General features: G+C 66.1%; 22 protein-coding genes. 8 read left to right on the top strand and 14 right to left on the bottom strand.

Going from position 1 to position 24,391, the window contains the following annotated elements; all coding sequences use genetic code 11:
- Positions 1-36: 36 nt before the first annotated feature.
- From ACZI8W_RS02475 to ACZI8W_RS02450, 6 genes are all read right to left on the bottom strand, one after another.
- Positions 37-1,167 (bottom strand): hypothetical protein, encoded by a 1,131-nt coding sequence (locus tag ACZI8W_RS02475; RefSeq protein ID WP_463367040.1) that lies wholly within the window; start codon positions 1,165-1,167, stop codon positions 37-39.
- Positions 1,168-1,226: 59 nt separating this feature from the next.
- Entirely contained in the window at positions 1,227-1,715 is a 489-nt protein-coding gene (locus ACZI8W_RS02470; RefSeq protein ID WP_463366888.1) for an LppA family lipoprotein, read from the bottom strand.
- Positions 1,712-3,325: an alpha/beta hydrolase gene (locus tag ACZI8W_RS02465; RefSeq protein ID WP_463366887.1), complete on the bottom strand. Its 1,614-nt coding sequence runs from the start codon at positions 3,323-3,325 to the stop codon at positions 1,712-1,714. Before ACZI8W_RS02465 ends, ACZI8W_RS02470 begins: the two co-directional genes overlap by 4 nt.
- Positions 3,326-3,440: 115 nt before the next feature.
- A complete protein-coding gene (locus ACZI8W_RS02460; RefSeq protein WP_463366886.1) occupies positions 3,441-5,969 on the bottom strand; it encodes an ABC transporter permease in 2,529 nt (842 codons plus the stop codon).
- Between the two features lie 12 nt (positions 5,970-5,981).
- Positions 5,982-6,743, bottom strand: coding sequence for an ABC transporter ATP-binding protein (locus ACZI8W_RS02455; RefSeq protein ID WP_463366885.1), 762 nt, complete (start codon positions 6,741-6,743; stop codon positions 5,982-5,984).
- Between the two features lie 90 nt (positions 6,744-6,833).
- On the bottom strand, positions 6,834-7,595 hold the full coding sequence (locus tag ACZI8W_RS02450; RefSeq protein WP_463366884.1) for an SDR family NAD(P)-dependent oxidoreductase: 762 nt from the start codon (positions 7,593-7,595) through the stop codon (positions 6,834-6,836).
- Positions 7,596-7,833: 238 nt separating this feature from the next.
- Here ACZI8W_RS02450 and ACZI8W_RS02445 point away from each other — a divergent pair, with 238 nt between their 5' ends.
- Positions 7,834-8,442 carry a T3SS (YopN, CesT) and YbjN peptide-binding chaperone 1 gene (locus ACZI8W_RS02445; protein ID WP_463366883.1) on the top strand — a complete coding sequence of 203 codons (609 nt, stop codon included), beginning with the start codon at positions 7,834-7,836 and terminating at the stop codon, positions 8,440-8,442.
- A 39-nt stretch (positions 8,443-8,481) separates the two neighbouring features.
- On the top strand, positions 8,482-9,252 hold the full coding sequence (locus ACZI8W_RS02440; RefSeq protein WP_463366882.1) for a deoxyribonuclease IV: 771 nt from the start codon (positions 8,482-8,484) through the stop codon (positions 9,250-9,252).
- A 30-nt stretch (positions 9,253-9,282) separates the two neighbouring features.
- Here ACZI8W_RS02440 and ACZI8W_RS02435 read toward each other — a convergent pair whose 3' ends face one another.
- Genes ACZI8W_RS02435 through ACZI8W_RS02425 form a run of 3 tightly spaced genes read right to left on the bottom strand, consistent with a single transcriptional unit; the run spans position 9,283 to position 14,106 of the window.
- Complete coding sequence (locus ACZI8W_RS02435; protein WP_463366881.1) at positions 9,283-11,811, bottom strand: polynucleotide kinase-phosphatase; 2,529 nt, start codon at positions 11,809-11,811, stop codon at positions 9,283-9,285.
- Positions 11,811-13,205, bottom strand: a complete 1,395-nt coding sequence (locus tag ACZI8W_RS02430) for a 3' terminal RNA ribose 2'-O-methyltransferase Hen1 (RefSeq protein ID WP_463366880.1) — start codon at positions 13,203-13,205, stop codon at positions 11,811-11,813. Before ACZI8W_RS02430 ends, ACZI8W_RS02435 begins: the two co-directional genes overlap by 1 nt.
- 55 nt (positions 13,206-13,260) lie before the next feature.
- Complete coding sequence (locus ACZI8W_RS02425) at positions 13,261-14,106, bottom strand: class I SAM-dependent methyltransferase (protein WP_463366879.1); 846 nt, start codon at positions 14,104-14,106, stop codon at positions 13,261-13,263.
- 81 nt (positions 14,107-14,187) lie between these two features.
- Between ACZI8W_RS02425 and ACZI8W_RS02420 the strand changes: the two genes are divergently transcribed.
- Positions 14,188-14,772: a TetR/AcrR family transcriptional regulator gene (locus tag ACZI8W_RS02420; RefSeq protein WP_463366878.1), complete on the top strand. Its 585-nt coding sequence runs from the start codon at positions 14,188-14,190 to the stop codon at positions 14,770-14,772.
- Positions 14,773-14,797: 25 nt separating this feature from the next.
- Here ACZI8W_RS02420 and ACZI8W_RS02415 read toward each other — a convergent pair whose 3' ends face one another.
- The gene (locus ACZI8W_RS02415; RefSeq protein ID WP_463366877.1) at positions 14,798-15,649 is read right to left on the bottom strand and encodes a helix-turn-helix domain-containing protein; all 852 of its coding nucleotides are present in this window, start codon (positions 15,647-15,649) and stop codon (positions 14,798-14,800) included.
- 100 nt (positions 15,650-15,749) lie between these two features.
- Here ACZI8W_RS02415 and ACZI8W_RS02410 point away from each other — a divergent pair, with 100 nt between their 5' ends.
- A complete protein-coding gene (locus tag ACZI8W_RS02410; protein WP_463366876.1) occupies positions 15,750-16,475 on the top strand; it encodes an SDR family NAD(P)-dependent oxidoreductase in 726 nt (241 codons plus the stop codon).
- Here the strand turns inward: ACZI8W_RS02410 and ACZI8W_RS02405 are convergent.
- Genes ACZI8W_RS02405 through ACZI8W_RS02395 form a run of 3 tightly spaced genes read right to left on the bottom strand, consistent with a single transcriptional unit; the run spans position 16,454 to position 18,584 of the window.
- Positions 16,454-17,098, bottom strand: a complete 645-nt coding sequence (locus ACZI8W_RS02405) for a TetR/AcrR family transcriptional regulator (protein ID WP_463366875.1) — start codon at positions 17,096-17,098, stop codon at positions 16,454-16,456. The genes ACZI8W_RS02410 and ACZI8W_RS02405 overlap by 22 nt on opposite strands.
- The gene (locus ACZI8W_RS02400) at positions 17,095-17,850 is read right to left on the bottom strand and encodes an ABC transporter permease (RefSeq protein ID WP_463366874.1); all 756 of its coding nucleotides are present in this window, start codon (positions 17,848-17,850) and stop codon (positions 17,095-17,097) included. Before ACZI8W_RS02400 ends, ACZI8W_RS02405 begins: the two co-directional genes overlap by 4 nt.
- A 2-nt stretch (positions 17,851-17,852) precedes the next feature.
- On the bottom strand, positions 17,853-18,584 hold the full coding sequence (locus tag ACZI8W_RS02395; RefSeq protein ID WP_463366873.1) for an ABC transporter ATP-binding protein: 732 nt from the start codon (positions 18,582-18,584) through the stop codon (positions 17,853-17,855).
- A gap of 125 nt (positions 18,585-18,709) precedes the next feature.
- Here ACZI8W_RS02395 and ACZI8W_RS02390 point away from each other — a divergent pair, with 125 nt between their 5' ends.
- The 3 genes from ACZI8W_RS02390 to ACZI8W_RS02380 all read left to right on the top strand — a co-directional run bounded on the left by ACZI8W_RS02390 (position 18,710) and on the right by ACZI8W_RS02380 (position 21,539).
- Entirely contained in the window at positions 18,710-19,288 is a 579-nt protein-coding gene (locus ACZI8W_RS02390; RefSeq protein WP_463366872.1) for an AMIN-like domain-containing (lipo)protein, read from the top strand.
- A gap of 77 nt (positions 19,289-19,365) precedes the next feature.
- A complete protein-coding gene (locus ACZI8W_RS02385; RefSeq protein ID WP_463366871.1) occupies positions 19,366-21,267 on the top strand; it encodes an ABC transporter ATP-binding protein in 1,902 nt (633 codons plus the stop codon).
- Positions 21,264-21,539 (top strand): hypothetical protein, encoded by a 276-nt coding sequence (locus tag ACZI8W_RS02380; protein WP_463366870.1) that lies wholly within the window; start codon positions 21,264-21,266, stop codon positions 21,537-21,539. Before ACZI8W_RS02385 ends, ACZI8W_RS02380 begins: the two co-directional genes overlap by 4 nt.
- Positions 21,540-21,560: 21 nt before the next feature.
- Here ACZI8W_RS02380 and ACZI8W_RS02375 read toward each other — a convergent pair whose 3' ends face one another.
- Positions 21,561-23,390 (bottom strand): DEAD/DEAH box helicase, encoded by a 1,830-nt coding sequence (locus tag ACZI8W_RS02375; protein WP_463366869.1) that lies wholly within the window; start codon positions 23,388-23,390, stop codon positions 21,561-21,563.
- 244 nt (positions 23,391-23,634) lie between these two features.
- On the opposite strand from ACZI8W_RS02375, the gene ACZI8W_RS02370 reads away from it, so the two are divergent.
- Positions 23,635-24,270 carry a phosphoribosyltransferase gene (locus tag ACZI8W_RS02370; RefSeq protein ID WP_463366868.1) on the top strand — a complete coding sequence of 212 codons (636 nt, stop codon included), beginning with the start codon at positions 23,635-23,637 and terminating at the stop codon, positions 24,268-24,270.
- The last annotated feature ends 121 nt before the right edge of the window (positions 24,271-24,391 follow it).

Here is a 24,391-nt window from a genome sequence, read left to right as displayed (position 1 = left end):
CCGTGGGAGTTGCCTGCCGTGGTCAGGGCGCGGGGGTCAGGGTGCGGGATCGGCCGGAGGGTCGCACGGCGGTGCGGGCTCGGGAGTGTGGTCCGGTGCCGGGCTCGGAGCGGGATCGGACCCCCGGGCCGGCCATGACGCGGGCTGCGCAGCGACGCACGGATCATCACTCTGCTGTGCTGGGTCCTGCGATGCTGGGGCCTCAGGGGTATTGCCGTCGTCCGGGGTTCTCGCGTCGTGTGGAACTGGGTGTGGCGCGATCCGATCCCACAGTTCCGGGGTGTCCGTCTCCGGCGCGAAGTCTGTGGTGCCGGGTGTTGCGCTCTGACTGGCGGAACCGCCCTGGCTTTCGGAGCCACCGCCGGATCCGCCCATGGCGAGAGCCAGTCCTCCGCCGAGCAACGCGACGAGAGCGACGACGACCGCCATGAGGGTCAGTTTCCGGCGGGGCGACGCCGCACCCACCACCGCCCCCGCCGCAGCAGTGGGCCGCACTCGAGCGCGTCGCGACGCGACCAGCGCCGCCCCGGTCGCGCGATGCCACGGCAGGCCGTGCGGTGTCACGAACGGGACACCGAGGGCCGCGGAGAGTTCCTGGGCGGGCGCAGCGTCGCCGGGGCGCAGATCGAGGAAGACCAACGCCGCTGGCGAGACACCCGACCGGGCGAGCGCTTCGTCCGTCGTGTCGGACAGTGGGTCGGGCCGTCCGGTGAGGCCGTCGTCGCCGCGGACGACCGATGACAACACCGTCCGGGTTCGGGTGTCGACGATCGACACCGATTCGACACCGCCGGTGCGGGTGTGCAGAGCCAGGACAGGGGTGTCGACAAGTTCCGGTGCTCCAGCCAGATACGTGAGCCGTGCCCCGTCGAGCGGGACCACCTCGACAGGCGCCTCGCTCACCGCGCGGACGGCTTCCGCCACCGTGTCGGTGTCGGCGTCGCCGCTCTGGAGGGTGACAAGACCGATCGTGCCGATGGTCAGCGACGCGGTCTCGGCGCGTTCGGTCATCGACGTCACTGCCCGTGCGACTGCCTCGGCCTGCGGTACCTCCGGTTCGGCTGCCCAGCGTTGCGAATCGAACGGACCGAGTTGTGGGACGTCGGCGTCGACGAGGACAGCGGAGACTTCACCGTCGTCGACGGCAATTCCGAGCACGGGGTGCATCGTCACCGCCTCTTCACCAAGATCGCCACGGACCGCACGAGCTTATCCGAACTCGTCCTTCAAATCCGGTAGCACCCGACAGTCAGTGCGACGACTGCTGCCAGATAGCTGCTGAACGTGATGTACGAACCGTCGGCGGCGAACATCCGCATCGAGAACCCCACGTCGGCGGGAAGGATCTGACTACCATGGAAGCCTGCGGCTGCGGCGGTGCGTTCGAACAGATCTGCCCCGCGCTGCACATCGTCCACGGGTACCGGACTCGAACTTCCCAGAAGGGGCAGGTGCCTCGACATTCCGTATGTTCCGTCAGCGAGCATGCATCTCGCGTTCGTGCTCTCGTACTTCTCGGAGAACTCGAGGCCGGGGAACTCCTCGGAGAGCGCATCCACGACATCGCGTTGAACCTGAAGATAGTATTCGACAGCTGCGTCGCTGGTCTCGGCGACCGGCTCGGGAACAGCTTTGAAGCTCGCGGTGGCGCAGGCCGTCGTCGTCAGCATCAACGCTGTAGCGATACACATGGGGAGAATCGAGAACGCTTTCATCGGATGCTCCGTTCGTCGGCGGTGTCCGCGATGACAGCCGCAATGTTGTAGGCGCTCATGGATCCAGGCACCAGATACGAGCTGTGTCCGACGGATTCGGTGAAGGACTCACCCGAGAGGTTTTCTCCCGCTTCGCTGGAGAGATGGATCAATCCTGGAAGCCGGCTGGGATCGCCACCGAAGACCCCGGTATCGGCGATGAGGTCGCCATCGGCCTCGATGAGGTACATCGATCCGGGCTCCATACCCAGGGCGCCGACGTCGGAGGTACCGAGCCCGGGGGCACCGACGAAGACTGCTTTCTCTGCGTCTGCACCGTGCTGCAATGCGAGACTCGTTACGAGCGCCCCGTACGAATGGCCGACCGCAGTCACGTGCGGTGGCGATTCGGGTCGTGACGCGTCGAGCCCATCCAGGAACGTGGCCAGGCGTGGCGCAGCGAGCGTCGCCGACAGATCCGAGGCGGGGCTGCGTTCGGTGAAGGCGAGCCCCCACCCGAAATGTGGTGCCTGATAGTTCATCCAGGTGACGGCAGCGACGGTCTCAGCCCTTCGCTCGACATGACCGAGCTCGCGTTGAGCTTCATCGCGCAGCGAAGACACCTGCTCGTCGTATCCGGGGAGGTTTCCCTGCACGGTAGAGCCTGCACCGGGTGTGAAAACCGCGATGTGGTCGGCGGTCTCGATGTTGCCGACCGCGACCGCCGCCATCGCCTCACGGCCGGACATGTCGAGCACAAGCAACCGACGCTCTTCCATCGTGAGAGTGTCCTCGATTGCATCGAGGGCGTCGAGCTTGTTCAGGGTCTGCTCCAACCCGGCATCGGCATTGGAGAGGAGGCCACCGAATACATTGCCCTCCAGCTCTTCCTGCAGTATCCGGGCAGCCCCTTGCAGCCGTTCGCGTTCGATACCGATCAGGGCGCGGTTGGCGATGTCGCGGGCGTCCGAAGGTACTCCGTCGAGACCCCCGATGCGCTCCGGGTATTCGGTGAGCAGCACCGTGCGGTCGAAAGGGCTGAGGCTTGCCCACCAGGCCGCGACCACGCCGGGATTCACCCCGAAATCCGGGATGGGGCCTATCTCCGGGAATCGAGTGCCCGTGGGGACGAACTGCGTTGCCGGCGCAACGGTTTCGTCGGGAAAGGCACGCCTGAGCGTCGACGCGGCGTCGTGGTCGAGTTCCGCCGCACGACGCAGCAGCGCGTCGAGTCGCGTACGCAGAGCGTTGCGGTCGGTGTCGAGTTCTGCTCCGGCACTACCGGGGGCGTCGGTCAGTGTGCCATCTGATCCGATGACGAGGCCGTGGGCGTTCGCCCAGGTGTGTGCAGCCGCGAGTTCGGTGTGCAAAGCGCGGAGTTGCGGAGCCACCGCTGTTGCGCACGCACTTACCCTGCGATACGAATCAGCTTGAACACCCACGGTATCGACAAGCATTCGCAGCCGGATCGCTGCGGCATCCGCGGCATCGCCGGTCCATGCTTCCCCGAATGTGGCCGCTCGGCGGATATCGCCGCCGATACGGTCCAGTTCGGCTGCACGCTCACCGAAGTGGGTGCCGAGGTCGTCCAGTGCGTCCGGATTCCACCTGGCCAGATCCCGCACATCCATATCGATTCCACCCCCCTGCCACGGAAGCATAGAAGGCGCATACGACTACCGGCCCGGGGAGGGGGTCCCGGGCCGGTATCTGTGGATGGATTCGTTGCCTGTGGATAACTTTCCGCTACATGTCTGCGATTGCCTCCAGAGGCGGGGTCTTCGCGGCCCGCTGCCCCGGCCACAGCGCTGCGAGTACGCCCACCACGCCGGAACCGATGAGCATCCCCAGAACCTGTCCCCACGGCACCGAGATCAAGTCGAGCCCCTGATCGGCGAGGGTCCTCACGAACGCCCAGCCGAACACCAGTCCCAGCGCGAGACCGACGACCGCACCGAACACCGCAATGAGCAGCGACTCGATATAGATGGTGCGTCTGACCTGTGCACGTTGCATCCCGACGGCACGGAGCATGCCGATCTCGCGTCGCCGTTCGACCACCGACAGTGCGAGCGTGTTGACGATGCCGAGGATCGCGATGACGACAGCCAGTGCGAGCAACCCGTACAGGATCGCGAGGAGCATGTCGATCTGCTGCGCCTGTTGACCCTTGAACTGTTCGCGGTCCATCACCTGGACGATGACGAGGTCGTTCGTGGCGTCCTCGAGTCCGGACCGGATGGCTTCCGGATCGGCGCCGTCGGCGGTGTTGACGAGCACGACCTGCGCCGACCGCGACGCCACCGGGGTGAACTGTTCGTACAGCTCACTCGAGACGATCCACGGTCCGATGAGCTGATTGTCCGCGTAGATCCCGACGACGCTGGTGTCCACGGTCTCACCGTCGTTGCTCGTGAGCGGAACGGTGGTACCGAGCTGCCAGTTGTTGTCCGCCGCGGCGGTCTCCGACACGACCATCTGGTCGCCCGTGACGGCGTCGGTGCCGTCCTTCACCTCCAGGGTGAGGACGTCCTGGATCGAACCCCCCGTCACCGCCGTGCCATACGCAGTTTCATCGTCGATCGTCGCCTGGACACCGTGCGCGGACACCACATCGACGACGCCGTCGACGCCCCGCGCGGCATCCTCGGCCGCAATCGGCAGCCCGAACATCGGCGGCCCTGTGAGCACGAACTCGGATTTGACGCCGGTGTCGACGAGCGCGTCGACACTGGCCTTCGCAGACGAGCCGAACACTCCGATGACGGACACGAGCATCAGACCGAGGGTCAGCGCGAAGGCCGTTGCTGCGGTACGACGCGGATTACGGGTCGCGTTGGTGCGGGCCAATCGTCCGACCGCACCGAACGGTCGCGCGAACACCGCACCGAGAACCTTCACTACCGGACGCGACAGAGCGGGCGCCGCGAACAAGACCGCGAGGATCAAGGCGAACGCGCCGATTCCTACTGTCGCGGCTGCTCCCCCTCCGGTGCTCTGCGCACCGACCGCGACGAGCACAGCGCCTGCGACCGCGGCGACCGCACCGGCGATCGTACGGACCCTCAGAGACTCGACCGAGGCGGTGGATTCCTCACGCATCGCGGCGACCGGCGGCACGTGCATGGCGCGCCGCGCCGGGGCATACGCGCTGAGGACGGTGACGAGGACTCCGACGACCAGCGCGACGATCACGGTGCGCGGCGACAACTGGAGCGGACCGGACGGCAGTCCGAGATCCGCGGCGTTGAGCGCTGCGCGGAGCCCGTACGCGAGCGCGACACCGGCCGCGATCCCGATCGCGCTGCCGATGACGCCGACAACGAGCGCTTCGAGGGTGACCGACCGGCCGACCTGCTTACGGCTCGCACCGACAGCGCGCAGCAGTGCGAGTTCGCGCAGGCGCTGAGCCACGATCATCGAGAACGTGTTGTAGATGATGAAGGTGCCGACGAGTAGTGCGATGGCACCGAATGCGAGCAGGAAGTAGTTGAGGAAGCTCAGCGCCTCCGAGACCTGATCCTGGGTCTCTTCGGTGACTTCTGCCCCCGTCTGCACCTTCATGTCGGGGACCGCGGCGGCGATCTCGTCCCGCAGCGCCTCGGGAGTCATCGAGCCGTCGCCGACGACGTCGAGGAACTGGACGTGCTCGCCGTCGGAGAACAACTGACTTGCTTGCTGCTCGGTGAACAACGCGCCGATGTATCCGCCGGTGTCGGTATCGAGGTTGTAGATGCCGCTCACGGTCACCGAGACCATGCCCTGCGACATGGTCAGTACCCTCGTCGCGTCGCCGACAGCGAGGTTGCCGCGTTCGGCCGCGCTCGTGTTGAGGGCGATCTGCCCGACGTCCGTGGGTGGAGCGCCCTCGACGAAGACCTCCGGTTCTCCGACGGACTGGTCCGGCGGGAACCACGCGTACCCCTCGGCGGGTGCGCCCCCGGTCTGGATCGCGGCGCCGTCGGAGCCGAGGACGATGAGCCCGCCGCCGATCATCGGCGCTGTGCGTTCTACTCCGTCGAGCGCGTCGACCCGGGTGATGTCGTCGACGGGAACACCGCTCGAACCGAACTCTTCGCTACTGACGCGCACGTCGACACCCTTGGCGACATCACCGAAGATGTCGTCGAATGTGCGCTGGAGTGTGTCGGTGAACACGAAGGATCCGGTGATGAATGCGGTACCGAGCACCACCGACAGGACCGTCAGAGCGAGTCGCACCTTGTGCGCTGCGAGGTTGCGCAGCGCAACCTTGCGGATGGGATTTCCACTCATGGCTGCCGGCTCCTACTGCGCCGTGGGCGTCGTGGCGGCGGTGTCGAACTGCTTCATGCGATCGAGCACCGACTCGGCAGTCGGTCCGCGCATCTCGTCGACGATGCGGCCGTCGGAGAGAAACACGACACGGTCTGCGTACCCCGCGGCCCGCGGGTCGTGGGTGACGATCACGACGGTCTGATCGAACTCGTCGACCGCGGCCCGCAGGATCGACAACACCTCCCCGGACGAATGCGAGTCGAGATTGCCGGTGGGTTCGTCCCCGAAGATGATCTCGGGCCTGCCTGCGAGTGCGCGGGCGCACGCGACACGTTGCTGCTGGCCACCGGACAGTTCGCCGGGCTTGTGATCGAGACGGTCCCCGAGCCCGAGTCTGCCGACCACGGTGTCGAGCCATTCGGTATCGACCTTGCGACCAGCGATGTCGAGCGGCAGCGTGATGTTCTCGAGCGCGGTGAGTGTGGGTACGAGATTGAACGCCTGGAAGACGAACCCGATGCGGTCGCGACGCAGTTGCGTCATCGCCTTGTCGGACAGCGTCGTGAGGTCGGTGTCGCCGATGAGCACCGCGCCGGACGTCGCACTGTCGAGTCCGGCAAGGCAGTGCATCAGGGTGGACTTGCCGGAGCCGGACGGGCCCATGATCGCGGTGAACTCACCGGCAGCGAAGTCTTCGGTCACGCCGTCGAGAGCGTGAACCGAGGTTTCACCTGTTCCGTAGATTTTCTTCAGGTCCTGGGCTCGGGCAGCGGGGGCCGAATGCGATGGCATGCGCATCATCTTCCCCGGTGAAGCGCCGACGCACCATCGGGGACTCCCCTGATTTGTGGTCGGGCCCCATCAGGGGCCCATCGGTGGTTGTCAGCTCCAGCGGGCCTGGCCACCGTCGAGGGGTATTGTGGCGCCCGTGAGATAGCGGGCGTCGTCGCCGACGATCCACGCGACGGCCCGCCCGATGTCGTCCTCACAATCACCGATCCGACGCAGCGGGATGCTCTTGACGAACGCGTCGGCCTCCTCGGGTCGATTCTCGGTCCACCACTTCAATCCCGGCGACAGAGCGTGCGGCGCTACCGCGTTGACCCGGATGCCGTCGACGCCCCATTCGGCGGCGGCGGCCCGCGACAGGCTGCGCAACGCTTCCTTGACGGAGGCGTACCCCCCGTAACCGCTGAGGTCCCATCGCACCGCAACCGACGACACCATGTTGACGATCGATCCGCCACCGCGCTGCTTCATGCTCGGATACACGGCCTGCATTGCGTGGAGCGACGCGATAGGGCCGGTGGTGTACGCCTTCATCATCAGCTCGGCCGACAGCCCGAGGACCGGACCGAGCGGGTTCAGGCTGGCATTGTTGACGAGGATGTCCACTCCGCCGAACCGCTCGACGGTCTCGTCCACGGCAGCGGTGATCCCGGCCGGATCGACGATGTCGCACACGATCGGCTCGGCCGCTCCTCCGAAGCCGCGGATCTGTTCGACCGTGTCGAGCAGCTTCGATTCCGTCCGTCCGGTCACCGCGATCGCGGCTCCCTCCCTGGCCAACGCGAGCGCGACTCCCTGCCCCACACCCTGACCTGCTCCGGTGATGAACGCGACCTTGCCATCCAATGTGCCCACGGGCGACCCTTCTGTCTCGATCTGTCATCGCATGGAAGCAGATCCCACCGCTTTCGAGCCCTCGTCAGTCCTGCTCACCGGAACACCGCGCCCGCGCGAAACTTTCCTCCCAGTGCCCGGCTTGCCGCGGGTCGTGAGGCAACGGAAAGCCGGACGACTGGGGGAAAGTCAAACAGTGGCGACACCGGCTAGGCTCTAGCCGGTCACCCCGACCGCAGGCACCACAAGCGAGGGCAGCATGAGCGAGCACAACCACGGCCAGGACACCACGGCCCCCGAGCCCCTCCGCATCGACGGCGCGTTGGCGGTCGCGACCGAGGAGTACACGCAGCTCCGCGACCTGGCGATCCGCGCGCTCACCGACCTGCTCGGCAGCGCACCGGAGACGGATGAGGACGGCGACATCGCGATTCCCGTCCACGGGTTCGGTGTGTACGTGACGGTCGCGGAGGATGGCCCGCAGCTGCACATCTGGTCATCGCTGCTCGGTGATCTCGCCGACCGCGCCAAGGCCGCAGATGAGCTGGCCGACCTGTCGAGCGCGTGGGCGCGTCTGCGCTTCACCATCCAGGACGGGCACCTGCTCGTCTCGACGATCCTCGACGCAGATCCCTTCGCGCCGCAGCATCTGATCAACCTGGTCGACGAGATCCACGACCTCACGCACGAACTCGACGACGACTTCGCAGCGCGATTCGGTGGTGTCCTCGACTGCGATGCCGACGATATATCGTATGCGGGACCGTGTGGGGGCGGCGGCTGTGGTGAGGGCTGCACGTGCGGCCACGGCGGCGAGGATGCGGGCGATCTGGGTGCGAGCATCCCGGTAGGAGAGCCCGAGGCGTAATCACTCGGGGCACCGCAGTTCAGGGATAGCCTGGAAGGCATGCGGATAGGTGCTCACGTCCGGCAGGATGACGACCCCATCGGTCAGGGTGAACGGCTCGGCGCAGACCTGGTGCAGCTGTTCCTCTCCGATCCGCAGAAATGGGACACGCCGGGCGGACACCCTCGGACCGAGCAGATCCTCGCCTCCGAGATCGACGTCGTGGTGCATTCGCCGTACGTCATCAACGTGGCAAGCCTGAACAACCGGCTGCGCATGCCGTCACGCAAGGCCGTCGCCGATCATGCCGACGCCGCGGCGAAGATCGGCGCATTCGGTCTCGTGGTGCACGGCGGGCACGTCCGCGACGGCGAGAGCGTGGCCTCCGGCGTCCAGAACTGGCGCAAATTGTTCGAACGGCAGGAGGACAAGGGCGGGTTCGCGGTGCCGATCCTCGTCGAGAACACCGCTGGCGGGGATTTCGCGATGGCCCGCTACATCGACGCCATCGGCCGGCTGTGGGATGCGATCGGCGACTACGACGTCGGGTTCTGCCTCGACACCTGCCACGCGTGGGCGGCGGGTGAGGACCTCGTCGATGCCGTGGAACGGGTGCGGGCCCTGACCGGCCGCATCGATCTGGTGCATCTGAACAACTCTCGAGACGAGTTCGATTCCGCCCGCGACCGCCACGCAAATCTCGACGACGGCACGATCGACCCGCAATTGCTCGCTGAGGTCGCGTTGAAAGCGAACGCACCGGTGATTCTGGAGACACCCGCCGAGGGGCTCGCAGACGATATTGCCTACCTGCGCGAGCACACGTCCTGAGGTGTCGTCGTCCTCACCGACACGCCGCCCTCACAGCCGGGGGTCCACCGGCTCCGACTCGAGCGCGAGGATCGCGAACACCGCCTGGTGTATCCGCCACAGCGGGTCCGCCTTCACCAGGCGGTCGACGGCTTCGAGCCCCAGCGCGTACTCGCGCAGCGCCAGCGACTGTTTGTGTCCGAGACTCCGGTTGCGGAGCCGTTCGAGATTCTCGGGCTCTGTGTAGTGGGGACCGTAGATCAGTCGCAGATACTCCCGCCCTCGCACCTTGATCCCGGGCTGTACCCGTGAGCCGGGCACCAGGTTGCCGAACGGTTTGACGACCATGCCCTCACCTCCGGCCGCGGTCACTTCCTCCCACCACGCAATGCCGGCTGCCTCCGATTCCGGCGAGTCCGTGTCGACCACAATCCGCCGGGTCGTCCGCATCAGGTGCGGCGCCGCATCGACCAGCCGATCCGCTATCGCGAGGTGCCAGCCGTGGTCTCGGTCGGCATACCCGGTGTTCTCCGTGGCCAGCACCTGGAACGGCGCGAGTTGCACCCCGCCCAGTCCTTCGGTCGGCCAGACGTAGCGCCGGTATGCATCGACGTACCGCGCGACGTCGTCGGCGCGATTCCGGACGCTCGACTGCAACGCGGCGACGTCCAATCCGCGGGAGGCAGCCGCAGCCAGCACCGTCTCGCGGGCCGACAGGTCCGCGCGGGCGGCCGCCCCCACCGCCGCGTACTGCGATCTCAGCAGACCGTCCGACTTCGCCGACCACGGCAGCAGTTCCGCATCCAGCAGTATCCAGTCGGTGCCGAGTTCGTCCCACAGACCGGCCGTCGTGACGGCGTCGGCGATCTGCACGACCAGACGCTCGGTCAGTTCCGCGTCGAACATCCTTCGCCCGGTGCGGGTGTGCACCATGCCGGACAGTCCGTCGGATACTCCGAACCGCTCTGCGGCGACTCCCGCGTCGCGGCACACGAGCGCCACAGCCCGCGACCCCATGTGCTTCTCCTCGCAGATCACCTTGTCCACCTTCGCTTTTCGATACGTTGCGAAAGCATCGGACGGATGTTCGAGAAGACCCGGTAGCGACGACGTCGGGCACGGCGACATGGTCGGGGGAAGGTACATCAGCCACTGCGGCGCCACCGCCCAGCGGCTCATCACTTCGAGCGCTCCCGCCGCGTTCTCCGGGCGCACTGTGATGCGCCCGCGCAGCGATGTCTCCACTCCCCCGACGTCGAGGATGTCTGCGATGTCGAGCGCCTGCGGATCGGAATCGGCGACGTAGAGCGGCCGAACCGGCGGATACCACTCCTGCTGCGCGGGAACCGACACGACCTCGCGTTCGGGATAGCGCAGGGCGGTGAGCGCCCCACCGAAGACGCATCCGGTGTCCAGGCACGCTGTGTTGTTGATCCACCGCACCTCGGGCACCGGTGTGTGTCCGTAGAGCACCATTGCGTCGCCTCGATATTCCTCCGCCCACGGATAGCGAACGGGAAGCCCGAACTCGTCTGTCTCTCCTGTGGTGTCGCCGTAGAGAGCGAAGCTGCGCACCCGGCCCGACGCCCGGTTGTGATACTCCTGTTTCAGACCTGCGTGCGCCACCACGAGCTGCCCCTCGTCGAGCACCATATGTGCGACCAGCCCGTCGCAGAACTCCGCGACCTCCCGGCGGAACTCCCCGGTCTCGTTCGCGAGTTGTTCGAGGGTGCGGTCCAATCCGTGGGTGGTACTGACCTTTCGCCCCCGCAGCGCTTTGACCAGCTTGTTCTCGTGATTCCCGGGCAGCGCCAGCGCATGGTCCGCCGCGACCATGCCCATCACCAGGCGCAGCACCCCCGGTGAGTCAGGGCCGCGATCGACGTAATCGCCGAGGAACAGCGCCCTTCGACCGTGCGGCGGTCGTGCGTCCACAGGTCGGCCGGATTCGTCCCGGAGGATCTCGTATCCCAACGTCTCCAGCAGGGTTTCGAGTTCGCTGAGGCAGCCGTGGATGTCACCGATGACATCGAACGGGCCCGCCAGGTCGCGGCGATCGCTCCGCAGTGGTCGCCGGACGATCCGGGCCTGCTCCACCGCGTCGACACCGTCGAGCACGTGCACGACCTGGAAGCGTTCCCGCGACAATCCGCGCAGGGATCGGGTGAGCTGCTGACGCTGACGCCGCAAGACCGAGCGGTCGAACGCGCGCTCACCACGCCCGGCGTTGCGTTCGGCGCACACCGGTTCCGGCACGTCCAAGACGATCGCGACCGCCAGCATGTCCTGCGAGCGGGCCAGTTCCACCAGTGCCCGACGGGCGGCGGGCTGCACGCTCGTCGCGTCGACGACGGTCAGCTTCCCGGCTCGGAGCCGCTTCGCCGCGATGAACTCGAGTACCTCGAAGGCGTCGGCGGTCGCGGCCTGGGAGTTGGGATCGTCGCTGACGAGGCCGCGGCAGTGATCACTCGAGATCACCTCGTACTCACCGAAGTGCCGCGCGGCGAAGGTCGATTTTCCGGATCCGCTGATACCGACGAGGACCACCAGCGACGGCTCCGGGATTTCCAGCTCGCTCATCAGTGCGCCCCTTCTCGTGTGAAGACGGCCATCTGGGTGGGCGCGCCGTGGGTGGCATCGGCATCGCCGATCCCGGTGAACCGAACGTCGTAGCCGTGTGCCGCCGCGATGCCTGCGGCCCACGACTCGAACTGCGTACGGGTGAACTCGAAGCGGTGATCGGGATGCCGGAACGTGCCCGGTTCGAGATTCGGGAACAGCACGTTGTAGTCGGCATTCGGGGTGGTCACGAGGACGAATCGCGGTCGCATGTCGGCGAACACGGTCTGCTCGAGCGCGGGCAGCCGGTCTTCGTCGACGTGCTCGACGACCTCCATGAGCACGGCCGCGTCGAATCCCCGCAGGCGTGCGTCCCGGTAGGTGGCCGACGACTGCAGCACCGAGATCCGCGCCCGTTGCCGGTCGGGCAGATCGTCGAGCCCGAGACGGCGTTCGGCCTTACCCAGCGCCGCGTCGCCGACGTCGACACCGACAATCTCGGTGAACGATGGTCGGGCGAACAACTCGCGCAGCAGTTTTCCTTCGCCGCAGCCGACGTCGACCACCCGCGACACGCCCAGCTCCTCGAGTTGCGCGAGCACCGCGTCCTGGCGCAGCTGTGCCAGCCCCGCATTCACCACGCGGGGTTCACCGGTCGTGGTGTCGGCGCCGTCGGAGATCCGGTCGGTCACCGACGCCACCAGTTCGCGTCGGTGCGCCAGATAGCGGGCAGCGATCAGCTCGGTCTCGGGATGGCCCGCGAGCCACTCACCTGACATGCGCACGAGTTTGTCGGCTTCCGCCTCACCGACCCAGTAGTGCTTGACGTCGTCGAGTACCGGAAGCAGGACGTACAGGTGCCGCAGCGCCTCCGACACGGTGAGCGTGCCGCTCAAGGTCAGGTGCACGTAGTCGGAATCACCCCAGGTCGGGATCGTGTCGTCGAGTGGTAGCGGTGCGGCGGTGACCGTCCAGCCGAGCGGACCGAACAGGCGGGCCGGCAGATCGGCTCCGCCGCGCGACGGCATCACCGCGATCGTCACCGTGAGTGCGACCGGTGTCCGGGGCAGTTCCGGGCGCGACGCAAGCGTGCCGGACAGCGCCGACGTGAACACCCGTGAGATCGCGACCGCCAGCATCGACGACGCCGCATACGGCCGGTCGTTGACGTATTGGCCGAGCGCGAATCCGTCCGCACCGCCGCGGAACGAGCCGCGGGCCAACCCGACCGGATCGACGTCGAGCATCAGCGCGACGGTGCACCGCGAGCGCGACACCTCCGGGTACAACACGGTCGCGGTACCGACCGACAACTCGAACGATTGCACCCGATCCGGGTGTTTGTGCAGGAGATAGCCGAGGTCGGTGGCGTCCGGGAAGGCGTCGGTCGCCGACGCGGTCAATGTGAGGTGCACCGATCGAACACTACGGCGGCGGTACCCGTTGCGCGAACGAATTCGACGGCGACCGTCAGGAGCGCGACCGGTGTGGTCGACGAGCGACGACGGCGAAGTTCAGGGGAATCCGGGGCGCCCCTGGGGGCAGTGCCCATCCCTGCGGACAGGGCGTGAGTTCGGTGAAGGCGGGCCAATCCATGTAGGGCAATTCGGCGAGTGCCTCGATCGTGAGTCCAGCGTCGAGCAGTGAACCGACGACCTCACTCAGGTCGTGACGCCACTCGTGGTTGGTGGCGTGCTCGACTTCCCCCGGACCGTCTGTATACGTGCCGGAGTCTTCGTAGGTGCGCGCGCCTCCGCCGCCGAGGTAGTCGTCGGTGATCCCCCAGGGTTCGAATGCCATGGCTCCGAGGATCGGGTGATCGTCGCGGATCATGAACACGCCACCTGGTTCGAGAACGTCGTGGATGGACCGCGCCCAGGAGGCGAGGTCCGGGAGCCAGACTATCGTTCCTGCACTGGTCACGACGATGTCGAAGTGGCGATCTACCAGCGTCGAGGCACGGCGCGCATCACCCTCCACCCAGGTGACGTCGTGGCCGTCGGCTTCGGCGATTCGCCGTGCATGACGTAACGAGTTGGGTGAGAAGTCGAGGCCGTGAACATCGGTGGCCCCGAGCCGTGCCCAGGAGATGGTGTCGATACCTATGTGACACTGCAAATGCAGCAGGGATGCGTCGCGGACACCGGATTCCGGCAAGTGGGGCGCCAGCACTGCGAGGTCGTTGCGAACGACACCGGAAATCCTCGTCGGATCTGCGAGGAAACCCTGGACGTCGTACATCTCGGAACGGGCGTGTATGTCGGCACGATCATCCCAGTTGGTCTGGTTGCTGGTGATGGCTTCCGCTTCGTTCATGACCTGCCTTTCGTGTTTCCGGACGACCTCATCTTTGTATCACGCGTGTGATATTTCCAGCCATGGATTTAAAGTGAGGTGGTGCCTGTGCAGATTGATTCCGATGAGCGGCGCCGCCACATCACCGAAGCAGCTCTACGCCTTGTCGTCTCCGAAGGTATTGCGTCCGTGACATTCCGGAAGGTGGCAGCAGAGGCCCGCCTGAACATCGGATCGGTACGCCACTATTTCGCCGATCACGAGACCCTGATCGTTGCGACGGTGACCGCGGCAGGCGACCGCATGGGGCAACGTCTTGCCCGCCACACTGCTCCCGAACGGTCAGACAGTGAAGCAGGCAGGGACCATCTGATCTCGTTGCTCGAGGAACTGGTACCCCTGGATGACGAGAGAAGCAGGGAAGCCGTCATCTTGATGGAGGTCATTACCGCCGCCCGGACCAACCCGGCCTTCACGCCTGTGACAAGTCGAATGGCAGCAGACCTCCACGCCGTCCTCGTCGATGCGCTGAACACGATAGGGGTAGCGCAGCCGGCGATCGAAGCAGTTCGCCTGGCCGCACTCATCAGCGGCCTGTCCCTGGATGCGGCCACTCCGCACGGAGATGTTGAACCGGAAACGATCCGAGCCGTACTGCACATGCACGTCGCGGCACTCGTGCCGTAGAAAGAGTCATGCTCGAACGTCGAATCTACCCGCGAACGCCCACCACTCGCAGAAGCGCGAGCGACTCCGCCGCGGACGTGCCGGGCGCTGCGGAATACACGTGGACCGACTGGTCGACATCGGGGATGTGCAGGGTGTCGCAGTCGAGAAGGATCGCCCCCACGTCCGGGTGGTTGATCGTCTTCGTATGCGTGCGCCACTCCCCGACATCACCTTCGTCCCACAACAGGGCGAATTCGTCCGACTTGCTGCGCAGCTCCTCCACGAGCGCAACCACTCCCGCGTCTCTCGGATAGCGAGCTGCCGCAGAACGCAAGCTCCGGACCGACTGCCGGGCAGTTGCCGCGGCTTCCTCGGCGGTGGCACCGACACTGCTCATGGGTGGATCCGCGGGGTCTGGAAGGAACCTCAACCTGTTGATGTTGCGACGGTGTGGCGGTATCGCAGACCAGTCCCCCTGCAGTGCCGACGCCATCGCGTTCCAGGCGAGGACATCGCCCTTCACGCTCATCACCAGAACCGGCAGGTCGGCGAATCGGTCGATCAAGCGCAGTACACTCGGCCGCACATGCATGTCGACCGTGCCCGGGACCGGAGGCGCGACACCCGCCAGATGGAACAGTTGAGTGCGTCCGTGGAGGTCCATTCGCAACGCTCGAGCCAACGCGCTGAGCACCTGCGCCGACGGAACCGGTCCGCGCCCCTGCTCGAGCCGGACGACATAGTCCACGCTGATCCCGGCCAGCATCGCGACCTCTTCACGTCGCAGTCCCGGGGTGCGGCGGCGCGAACCGGACGGCAACCCGACATCGCCCGGAGTGATCCGTTCACGCGCGTGCCGCAGTACGGCTGCCAGTTCGATGCGGTTGATCGCCATGCCCCCAGCATGACGCCTTGTTGTGATGCGTGGGTAGTACGGTCGATCCCACGATCATCCGGCCCTGGAAAGGCGCGAACCGGCAGGCGAACGTGAAGACATGACCACTCACCATGTATTCACAGTCCTCGTCACCGGCGCTACCGGAGGGCTCGGCGCCGAAACTTGCCGCCGGCTCGCCGCCGGGGGACACACCGTCTGGATGGGCGTTCGCAACATCGACGCCGGACACGAAGTCGCCGCGAAGATCCGAGCCGAGCGCCCCGCGGCCGACCTCCGGGTCGTCGAGCTCGATGTCACGAAAGACGACTCCGTCACCGCCGCATACCAGGCCGTCTCGGAATCCGGCACCGGTCTCGACGTTCTGGTGAACAACGCCGGTATCGGAGGACGGTTCGCTGCTCCCGTCGATACTGTGCCAGCCGACTTCCTGCCGGTTTTCGGGGTGAATCTGCTCGGACCGGTCCGCGTGACCCACACGTTCCTGCCGCTGCTCACGCAATCCTCGTCGCCGCGACTGGTGATGGTGTCGAGTGGGATGGGTTCGTTTGCCGTCACGAATGATCCCGCGCGGATCGAATCGACCTTCCACGGCCTCGTGTACCAGTCGTCGAAGGCAGCCCTGAACATGGTGACCACCATGTATGCGAAGGCACTTCCGGATGTACATGTCGTGGCCGTCGACCCCGGCTACACGGCGACCGCGTTCAACGGCTTCTCCGGGCCGCAATCGGTCGAAGAGGGTACCGACGCGATCGTGGAGGCGTGCACCTCCGATTCACCGGCGGGCATGTTCATCGACCGTCACGGATCCGTGCCGTGGTGATCCGATCCGGTGACATCCGGTAGGTCGCCGGTGAGATAGCGCTGCGCTGTAGGCGCGATGATCTCGATGAGTTGCCCGGGCGGCAGAGACGCCAAGGGCTCGAGCCCCAGGACGTAGCGCATGAGCATCACGCCCGTCATCTGTGTCGCCACCAACTCCGCGCGCAGCAGACCCGTACCGACGGGCCGGTCGATCCTGTCGAGGAGCGGCTCGAGCGCCACGTCGAGCAGGAACGTCCGGATCAAACCTGCTTCGCCACCTGCGATCTGCGTGCGAAACATCGCCACCGCGGCGTCACGGTGCGGGGACTCCCACACTCCGATCAGTGCGGTGGCGAGGGCGTGACCGAGGTCCTCGACCGGTGTTTCGTACACCGGCTCGAGGATGTCTCGGGGGTCGACGGGTAGCGCGATGGCCGCGGTGAACAGTTCGATCTTCGTACCGAAGTAGTGATGCACGAGCGCGGGATCCACACCGGCGCGCGAGGCCACCGCCCGCACGGTCGTCTTGTCGAACCCGTTGGCGGCAAACATCTCCCGAGCAGAATCGAGGATAGTTTCGCGCGCACCCGACTTGCCTGGGCGCCGGCCCGAGCGCGGAGCACCCCGCGATCCGGTGGTCACGGCGTCCGCCGGCGCAGAGTCGCGGCCCCGAGCGCGAGAGCTGCCGCAGCGAAGGCTGCCACGACGATGAGGTCACGCACCATGACGGCGGTGGTTCCCGGGTACCGGGTGATCTCCTGCAACGCCTCCACCGCGTAGCTCAACGGCAGCACATTGCTGATCCAGCGCAACCAGTCCGGGAGTTGCTCGCGCGGAACGAGCAGGCCGCACAGCAGGAACTGCGGGATCACGAGCACCGGCATGAATTGCACCGCTTGAAATTCGGTGCGGGCGAACGCGCTGCACAACAGTCCCAGCGACACACCGAGTACCGCGACCAGAACTGCTGTAACAAGCACCCATGCCACCGATCCCGCGCTGGTGACGCCGAGGAGCCAGAACGCCACGGCGCACGCGAGCCCGGCCTGGAGTGCCGCGGCGAGGGAGAACGCGCTGCCGTACCCGGCAAGCAGGTCGAGTTTCGTCAACGGTGTGGTGAGAAGCCGCTCGAGCGTGCCCGAGCTTCGTTCACGCTGCATCGCAATGGACGTGACCAGGAACATCACGACGAACGGCAGTATCCCGAGCATGGTCACGGCGATTTGATCGAACAGCGAGAAACCGCCCGGCCCGACAGGCGCGTTCTGGTACATGAAGTACAGCAGGATCATCAGCAGGCTCGGCACGAACACGATCATCGCGACCGTGCGGTGGTCGGATCTGAGCTGCCGGAGGATTCGGGTGGTGGTGGAGGCATAGATGACGACGCTCATGATCACGCTCCCGTCGAGGTTCGGATCAGGTGGAGGAAGGCGTTTTCGAGGCTCGGCTCGCCAGTCCGATCACGCAATTCGCCCGGCGTGAGCTGCGCGATCAATCGGCCGTCTCGGAGCAGGACCAGTTCGTCGCAGTGGTCGGCCTCATCCATGACGTGGCTGGAAACGAGGAGCGTGGCGCCACGCGCAGCCAGGGTCCGGAAGTGTTCCCACAGTTCTGCACGCAGGACCGGATCGAGGCCGACGGTGGGCTCGTCGAGGACGAGAAGCTCTGGGTCTCCGACGAGGGAGCACGCGAGCGACAGGCGTCCGAGTTGACCTCCTGAGAGTGCGCTCGCGGCATTGCGTGCATGGTCGGTCAGTCCGACTGCGGCGATCGTGTCGGTGACGGCCGAGCCCCGCCGGCCGTAGAGCGCGGCGAAGTAGGAGACGTTCTCGGTGACCGACAGATCGAGATACACGCTCGGCGCCTGGGTGACGTACCCGACGCGTCGGCGCAGGTCCGCAGAACCGGCGGGTTTCCCGAGCACGGTGACACTGCCGGATTCGACGATCTGGGTGCCGACGATCGACCGCATCAGCGTGGTCTTCCCGCAACCGGAGGGGCCGAGCAACCCGGTGATCGATCCGCGGGCGACCTGGACGTTCACATCTACGAGCGCTCGGTGAGTGCCGCGGCGGATCTGCAGATCACGGACGTCGACGGCGAAGGATTCGGAACAGACATTCATGGTCCACTCAATTCATCGAGTGTTGAAATCATCGTGTGTTGAATTGTGCAGCTCGAATCCTCGCCCGTCAAGACCCGCGCCGCACCTCCCTCTGTCCGACGCATCGGCGCCGTATCATGAGGCTCATGCTTCGCACCCGTCATGCCCTCGCCATCACCGCCGCCGCGTTGGTTCTCGCGGGATGCACCGCCACCGGCGACCCCGCACCCGAGTCTGCGGCATCGATCGAAACGCAGGTCGAAGCACCGGATGCTTCGGCGACGATCCCCACCGATACAGCCGACAAGGTCTCCCCCGCCGGCGACGGCGCGAAGCTCACGGTCACCGATATCCGCACCGGGCAGCACGACGGATTCGACCGCGTCGTGTACGAACTCGGCGGTGACGGCACCCCCGGGTGGCGGGTCGGCTACGTCGACAGGGCGATCCAGGACGGCAGCGGAAACGAGATCCCCGTCGCCGGTGGCGCCGTGATCCAGGTGCTCATCGACGGGTCGGCGTACCCGTTCGACAGTGGGGTGGAGCCGTACTCGGGTCCGAACCCGGTTCTCGGATCGCCAGGCGGCTCCGTCGTCGAAGTCAACGGATCAGGTGTGTTCGAGGGCGTGACACAGTCATTCATCGGAGTGGCCGACGCTGGCACCCCGTTCTCGGTCTCTGCCCTCACGGATCCCACCCGCCTGGTGATCGACGTGGCGAACTAATCCTCCCGCGCGTCTACGCTTGACCTCGAGCGCGCTCGAGGTTCTACCGTCGAGCGCGACACAAGGAGGGCTCACCCATGAGCATGGAAGTCACGGCGTGGAACGCGATGTACAACGCGATGCACGCCGAAAGCGACCGACGCCCGTTCTCGCGCGCAACAATGCGCAGGATCGGCGCATTCGCCCGGCCGCATCGGCGCAACATCATCGCGTACTTGATCTTGAGTGTGCTCATCGCAGCACTCGGAGTGGCAACACCGGTTCTCGCGGGCCGCGTGGTCGACGCGATCGTCGACAACGCCGCTCTCTCGGTTGTGGTGTGGCTGGCGATCATCATCGCGGCGATCGCACTGGTCGAGGCGGGACTGGGTATCGCCAACCGGTGGTTGTCGTCGAGCATCGGTGAAGATCTGATTCTGGATCTGCGCACAGCGGTCTTCGATCATGTGCAGCGGATGCCGATCGCCTTCTTCACCCGCACCCGCACCGGTGCACTGGTCTCGCGTCTGAACAACGACGTGATCGGTGCGCAACGCGCGTTCAGCGACACTCTCTCGGGTGTCGCCGGCAACGTCGTCACGCTGGTGATCACGCTCGTCGTCATGTTCGGTATCTCGTGGCAGATCACCCTCCTCGCATTGCTGCTGCTTCCAATCTTCGTCATTCCCGCACGCGCCATGGGCACCCGGATCGCACAGTTGAGTCGTGAAGCCGCCAACCATAATTCGATGATGAACACGCAAATGACCGAGCGATTCTCTGCTCCCGGCGCGACGCTGGTCAAACTGTTCGGCCGCCCCACCCACGAGTCGAGCGAGTTCGCGGTGCGTGCACGGCGCGTCCGAAACATCGGGGTTCGGACCGCCATGCTGCAGACCGTGTTCGTGACCGCTCTGACCCTCGTCTCGGCGCTCGCCCTGGCACTGGTCTATGGCCTCGGAGGCTTCTACGCGCTGCGCGGGCAGCTCGATCCGGGTTCGGTCGTGGCGATGGCAATGCTGCTCACCCGCCTGTATTCCCCGCTCACAGCCCTGGCCAGCGCGCGGATGGACGTGATGAGCGCGATGGTAAGTTTCGAGCGAGTGTTCGAGATCCTCGACCTGACACCACTGATCCGCGAGATCCCCGACGCGAAGCCCGTTCCGGACGGTCCGGTCGCAGTGGAGGTGCGCGACGTGGGTTTCGCTTATCCGTCGGCCGACAAGGTGTCGCTCGCGTCGCTCGAAGAGGTCGCGGTGCTCGACTCGCGCGGCGGCGAGACGGTGCTGCACGACGTGTCGTTCCGCGTCGAGCCGGGCGAGATGGTCGCGCTCGTCGGATCCTCGGGAGCCGGGAAATCGACTATTGCGCAATTGATTCCGCGTCTGTATGACGTCGATACGGGATCCGTGCTGCTCAGCGACACAGACGTGCGCACGTTGACGGCGGATTCGATACGGGACACTGTCGGCCTCGTCACGCAGGACGGCCACCTGTTCCACGACACGATCCGCGGTAATCTGCTGCTGGCCCAGCCCCACGCCACCGAGGAGCAAGCGTGGGACGCACTGCGCCGCGCCCGACTCGACGAACTGATCCGCAGCCTGCCGAGTGGTCTCGACACCGTCGTCGGGGAACGCGGTTACCGCCTGTCGGGCGGTGAACGTCAGCGATTGACCATCGCGCGTCTGCTACTGGCACAACCGCGTGTGGTAATTCTCGACGAAGCGACCGCGCATCTGGATTCGACGTCCGAAGCCGCCGTGCAGGAAGCACTCACCGAGGCACTCGTAGGCCGTACGTCGGTCGTGATCGCGCACCGCTTGTCGACAATTCGGGCGGCCGATCAGATTCTCGTGGTCGAGGCCGGCCGCATCGTCGAACGTGGCGGGCATCAGGAGTTGCTCGCGGCCGGAGGACGCTACGCAGAGCTGTATCGAACCCAGTTCGCAGATTCCGGACCGAAATCATCCGCGAATGCGTCGATACTTCAGGCATGACGACACAGACCGACCGAGAAACCGAACTGCTGCTGACGATCCTCGGAAACCAGTTCGCCGGACTACGCGGATCGTTGTCCGGTCTGACAACAGAACAGGCACGCAGCATCCCCAGCGCGTCGACGATGAGCCTGGCGGCGCTGCTCAACCACCTGCTCGACGGACTCGAAGAGAATATCGACCGGATCTCCGGTGAGCAGGGTCGCGCCGCCGACATCATCCGGGAATCGATCGACGGCGCCACCGCGGACGTGCTGGCGGAGGCGCCGTGATCGATACTCTGTGAACGACTTTCAGTCGCGATAGCTACCGCGACCACCGCGGTCGCTGCGGTGGGTGAAGTCGCCGCTACCGTAGTCCTTGCGACCACCGCGACGATCGCCACCACGCCGATCTCCACCGCGACGATCGCCGCCGCGATACGCCCCGGGGCGTCCACCCGGCGCACCGGTATCGGGCTGAAGCTGGATCAACACTCCGGAGATGCGCGTGGCACGCAACGCTTCGAGGGCCTGTTGCGGCAGATCCTTGGGTAGCTCGACGAGGCTGTGGTCGGCGCGGATGCTGATATGCCCGAAGTCGCCTCGGCGCAGCCCGCCTTCGTTCGCGATGGCACCGACGATCGCGCCGGGCTGCACGCGATGGCGCTTGCCCACTGCGATGCGATAGGTCGCCATCTCCTGGCCGTCACGACCCACCTTCGGCCCGTCGTCGAAGCGGCGCGGCGGACGCTCACGGGGTTCACGCTCACGGCGAGCCGGGGCGATGGGCTCCGGCTGTTCCTCCATGAGGAACGAATCGCCATCGCGCGACAGCACAGCCAACGCGGCCGCTATGTCTGCGAGCGGAACATCGTGTTCACGCTCGTAGTCCTCGATGAACGTGCGGAACAGCTGCAGGTGCTCGGACGTCAGCGCCTCGGTGATCGAGTCGTTGAACTTGGCCACACGCTGCGCGTTGACATCGTCGACGCTGGGCAGCTGGATCTCGGTGACCGGCTGGCGCGTGGCCCGTTCGATCGCCTTGAGCAGGTGCCGCTCCCGCGGCGCCACGAACAGCAGTGCATCGCCGCTGCGCCCTGCGCGACCGGTGCGGCCGATGCGGTGTACGTACGACTCGGTGTCGTGGGGAATGTCGTAGTTGACGACGTGGCTGATGCGCTCGACATCGAGACCACGGGCCGCGACATCGGTGGCAACCAGGATGTCCAGGGCTCCGCTCTTGAGCTGACCGATAGTCCGTTCACGCTGCGCCTGCACGATGTCGCCATTGATCGCGGCAGCGGAGAACCCCCGCGCGCGCAGTCGCTCAGCGAGGTCTTCGGTGGCCTGCTTTGTCCGAACGAAGATGATCATCGCCTCGAACGACTCGACCTCGAGGATGCGTGTCAGTGCATCGAGCTTGCGCTGATGCGACACGAGCACCCAGCGCTGGGTCGTGTTGGAGGAGGTCGTGGTCTTCGACTTGACCGTGATCTCCTGCGGGTTGTTCAGGTACTGCTTCGACAACCGGCGAATCGCGCCGGGCATCGTCGCCGAGAACAGCGCGACCTGTTTGGTCTCGGGGGTGTCCGCAAGAATCCGCTCGACGTCCTCCTGGAAGCCCATCGTGAGCATCTCGTCGGCCTCGTCGAGGACGAGGAATTCGAGCTCCGAGATGTCGAGAGTGCCTTTGGTGAGGTGATCGATCACACGTCCGGGGGTGCCGACGATGACCTGCGCACCGCGGCGCAGCCCGGAGAGCTGGACACCATAGGCCTGCCCACCGTAGATGGGCAGCACATGCAGGCCCGGGATGTGTGACGAATACTTGCCGAAAGCCTCCGCCACCTGCAGCGCGAGTTCTCGGGTGGGCGCGAGCACGAGCGCCTGGGGCCGCTTCTTCGAGGTGTCGATCCGGGAGAGGATGGGCACTGCGAACGCGGCCGTCTTGCCGGTGCCGGTCTGAGCGAGACCGACGACGTCCCGACCCTCCAGCAGTGGTGGGATGGTTGCCGCCTGGATCGGCGACGGGGACTCATAACCCACGTCCGAAAGAGCCTTCAGCACACGGTCGTCGATGTCGAGATCGGCAAACGTGAGGGATGCGGTCTCCTGGTCGGGGGCGTTTTCGATTTCACTCATTTGACCAGCAGTTTATCGGATGGCACGGCGATTCCGTGCCACACCCACGTAAGAGTGTGCCGAAACACGCCCCGAGCAGGGGTGTGTCGGCACTCATGAGTCCTCGACCCGGGACTCTACCCGCCGGTAGAACAGTCGAGCGCGCCCACCGCCACCGCCCTCGGTCGGCAACAGCTCCGCTGGAACTGCGGCTTCTCCGCAGCAGCTGTCGCCATCGCTCGCGTCGGGTTCATACACTGGGGTGGTGCGGCGGTACTCCTCGCGTGAAGAGGCCGGTCGGCGGCTCGCCCGCTCGGTCGAGCATCTTCGTGGAGCGGACACCGTCGTTCTCGCGCTGCCCCGCGGCGGGCTGCCGGTGGGCCGCGAGGTCGCCCGCGCGCTCGGCGCTCCCCTCGACGTCCTCGTCGTCCGCAAGCTCGGAGTGCCCTGGCACCCCGAACTTGCGATGGGCGCGATCGCCGAGGGCGGCATCCGGGTCCTCAACGAGGATGTGATCCGGCTCGCAAGAATCCGCGCCGAGTCCATCGAACACGTTCAGGCACACGAGCAGGACGAATTGGAACGTCGTGGCGCACTGCTGCGTTCCGGTCGCGAACGGGTCGCACTGGGCGGTCGCACCGCTGTCATCGTCGACGACGGTATGGCAACCGGGGCGACCGCAGCAGTCGCCTGCCTGGCCGCGCGCGCTGCCGGTGCCGCGCGGGTGGTACTCGCCGTTCCCATCGCCTCCCGGGACGCTTTGGCCAGGGTCGCGCGGGAAGCAGACGAAGTGATCTGCCCGTGGGCGCCTCCGGAGCACGACTCCGTGGGTGCGGGTTATCGCGACTTTCATCAGCTGAGCGACGACGAAGCCGCTGACATCCTGCGCGACAGCTCGTAGCGTCCCGGACTCGACTTTCGGCATCGAAGCTACCTGCGGGTAGCTTTCGTGTCGCAGATCACGCACAATGAGACTTGAAACCTCCCAAAACCGGCAGTCCGGGTGGTGCGGGAGCGGACGC

This window comes from Rhodococcus ruitaii (genome assembly GCF_055230935.1).
This window is presented reverse-complemented; position numbering and strand designations above follow the sequence as displayed.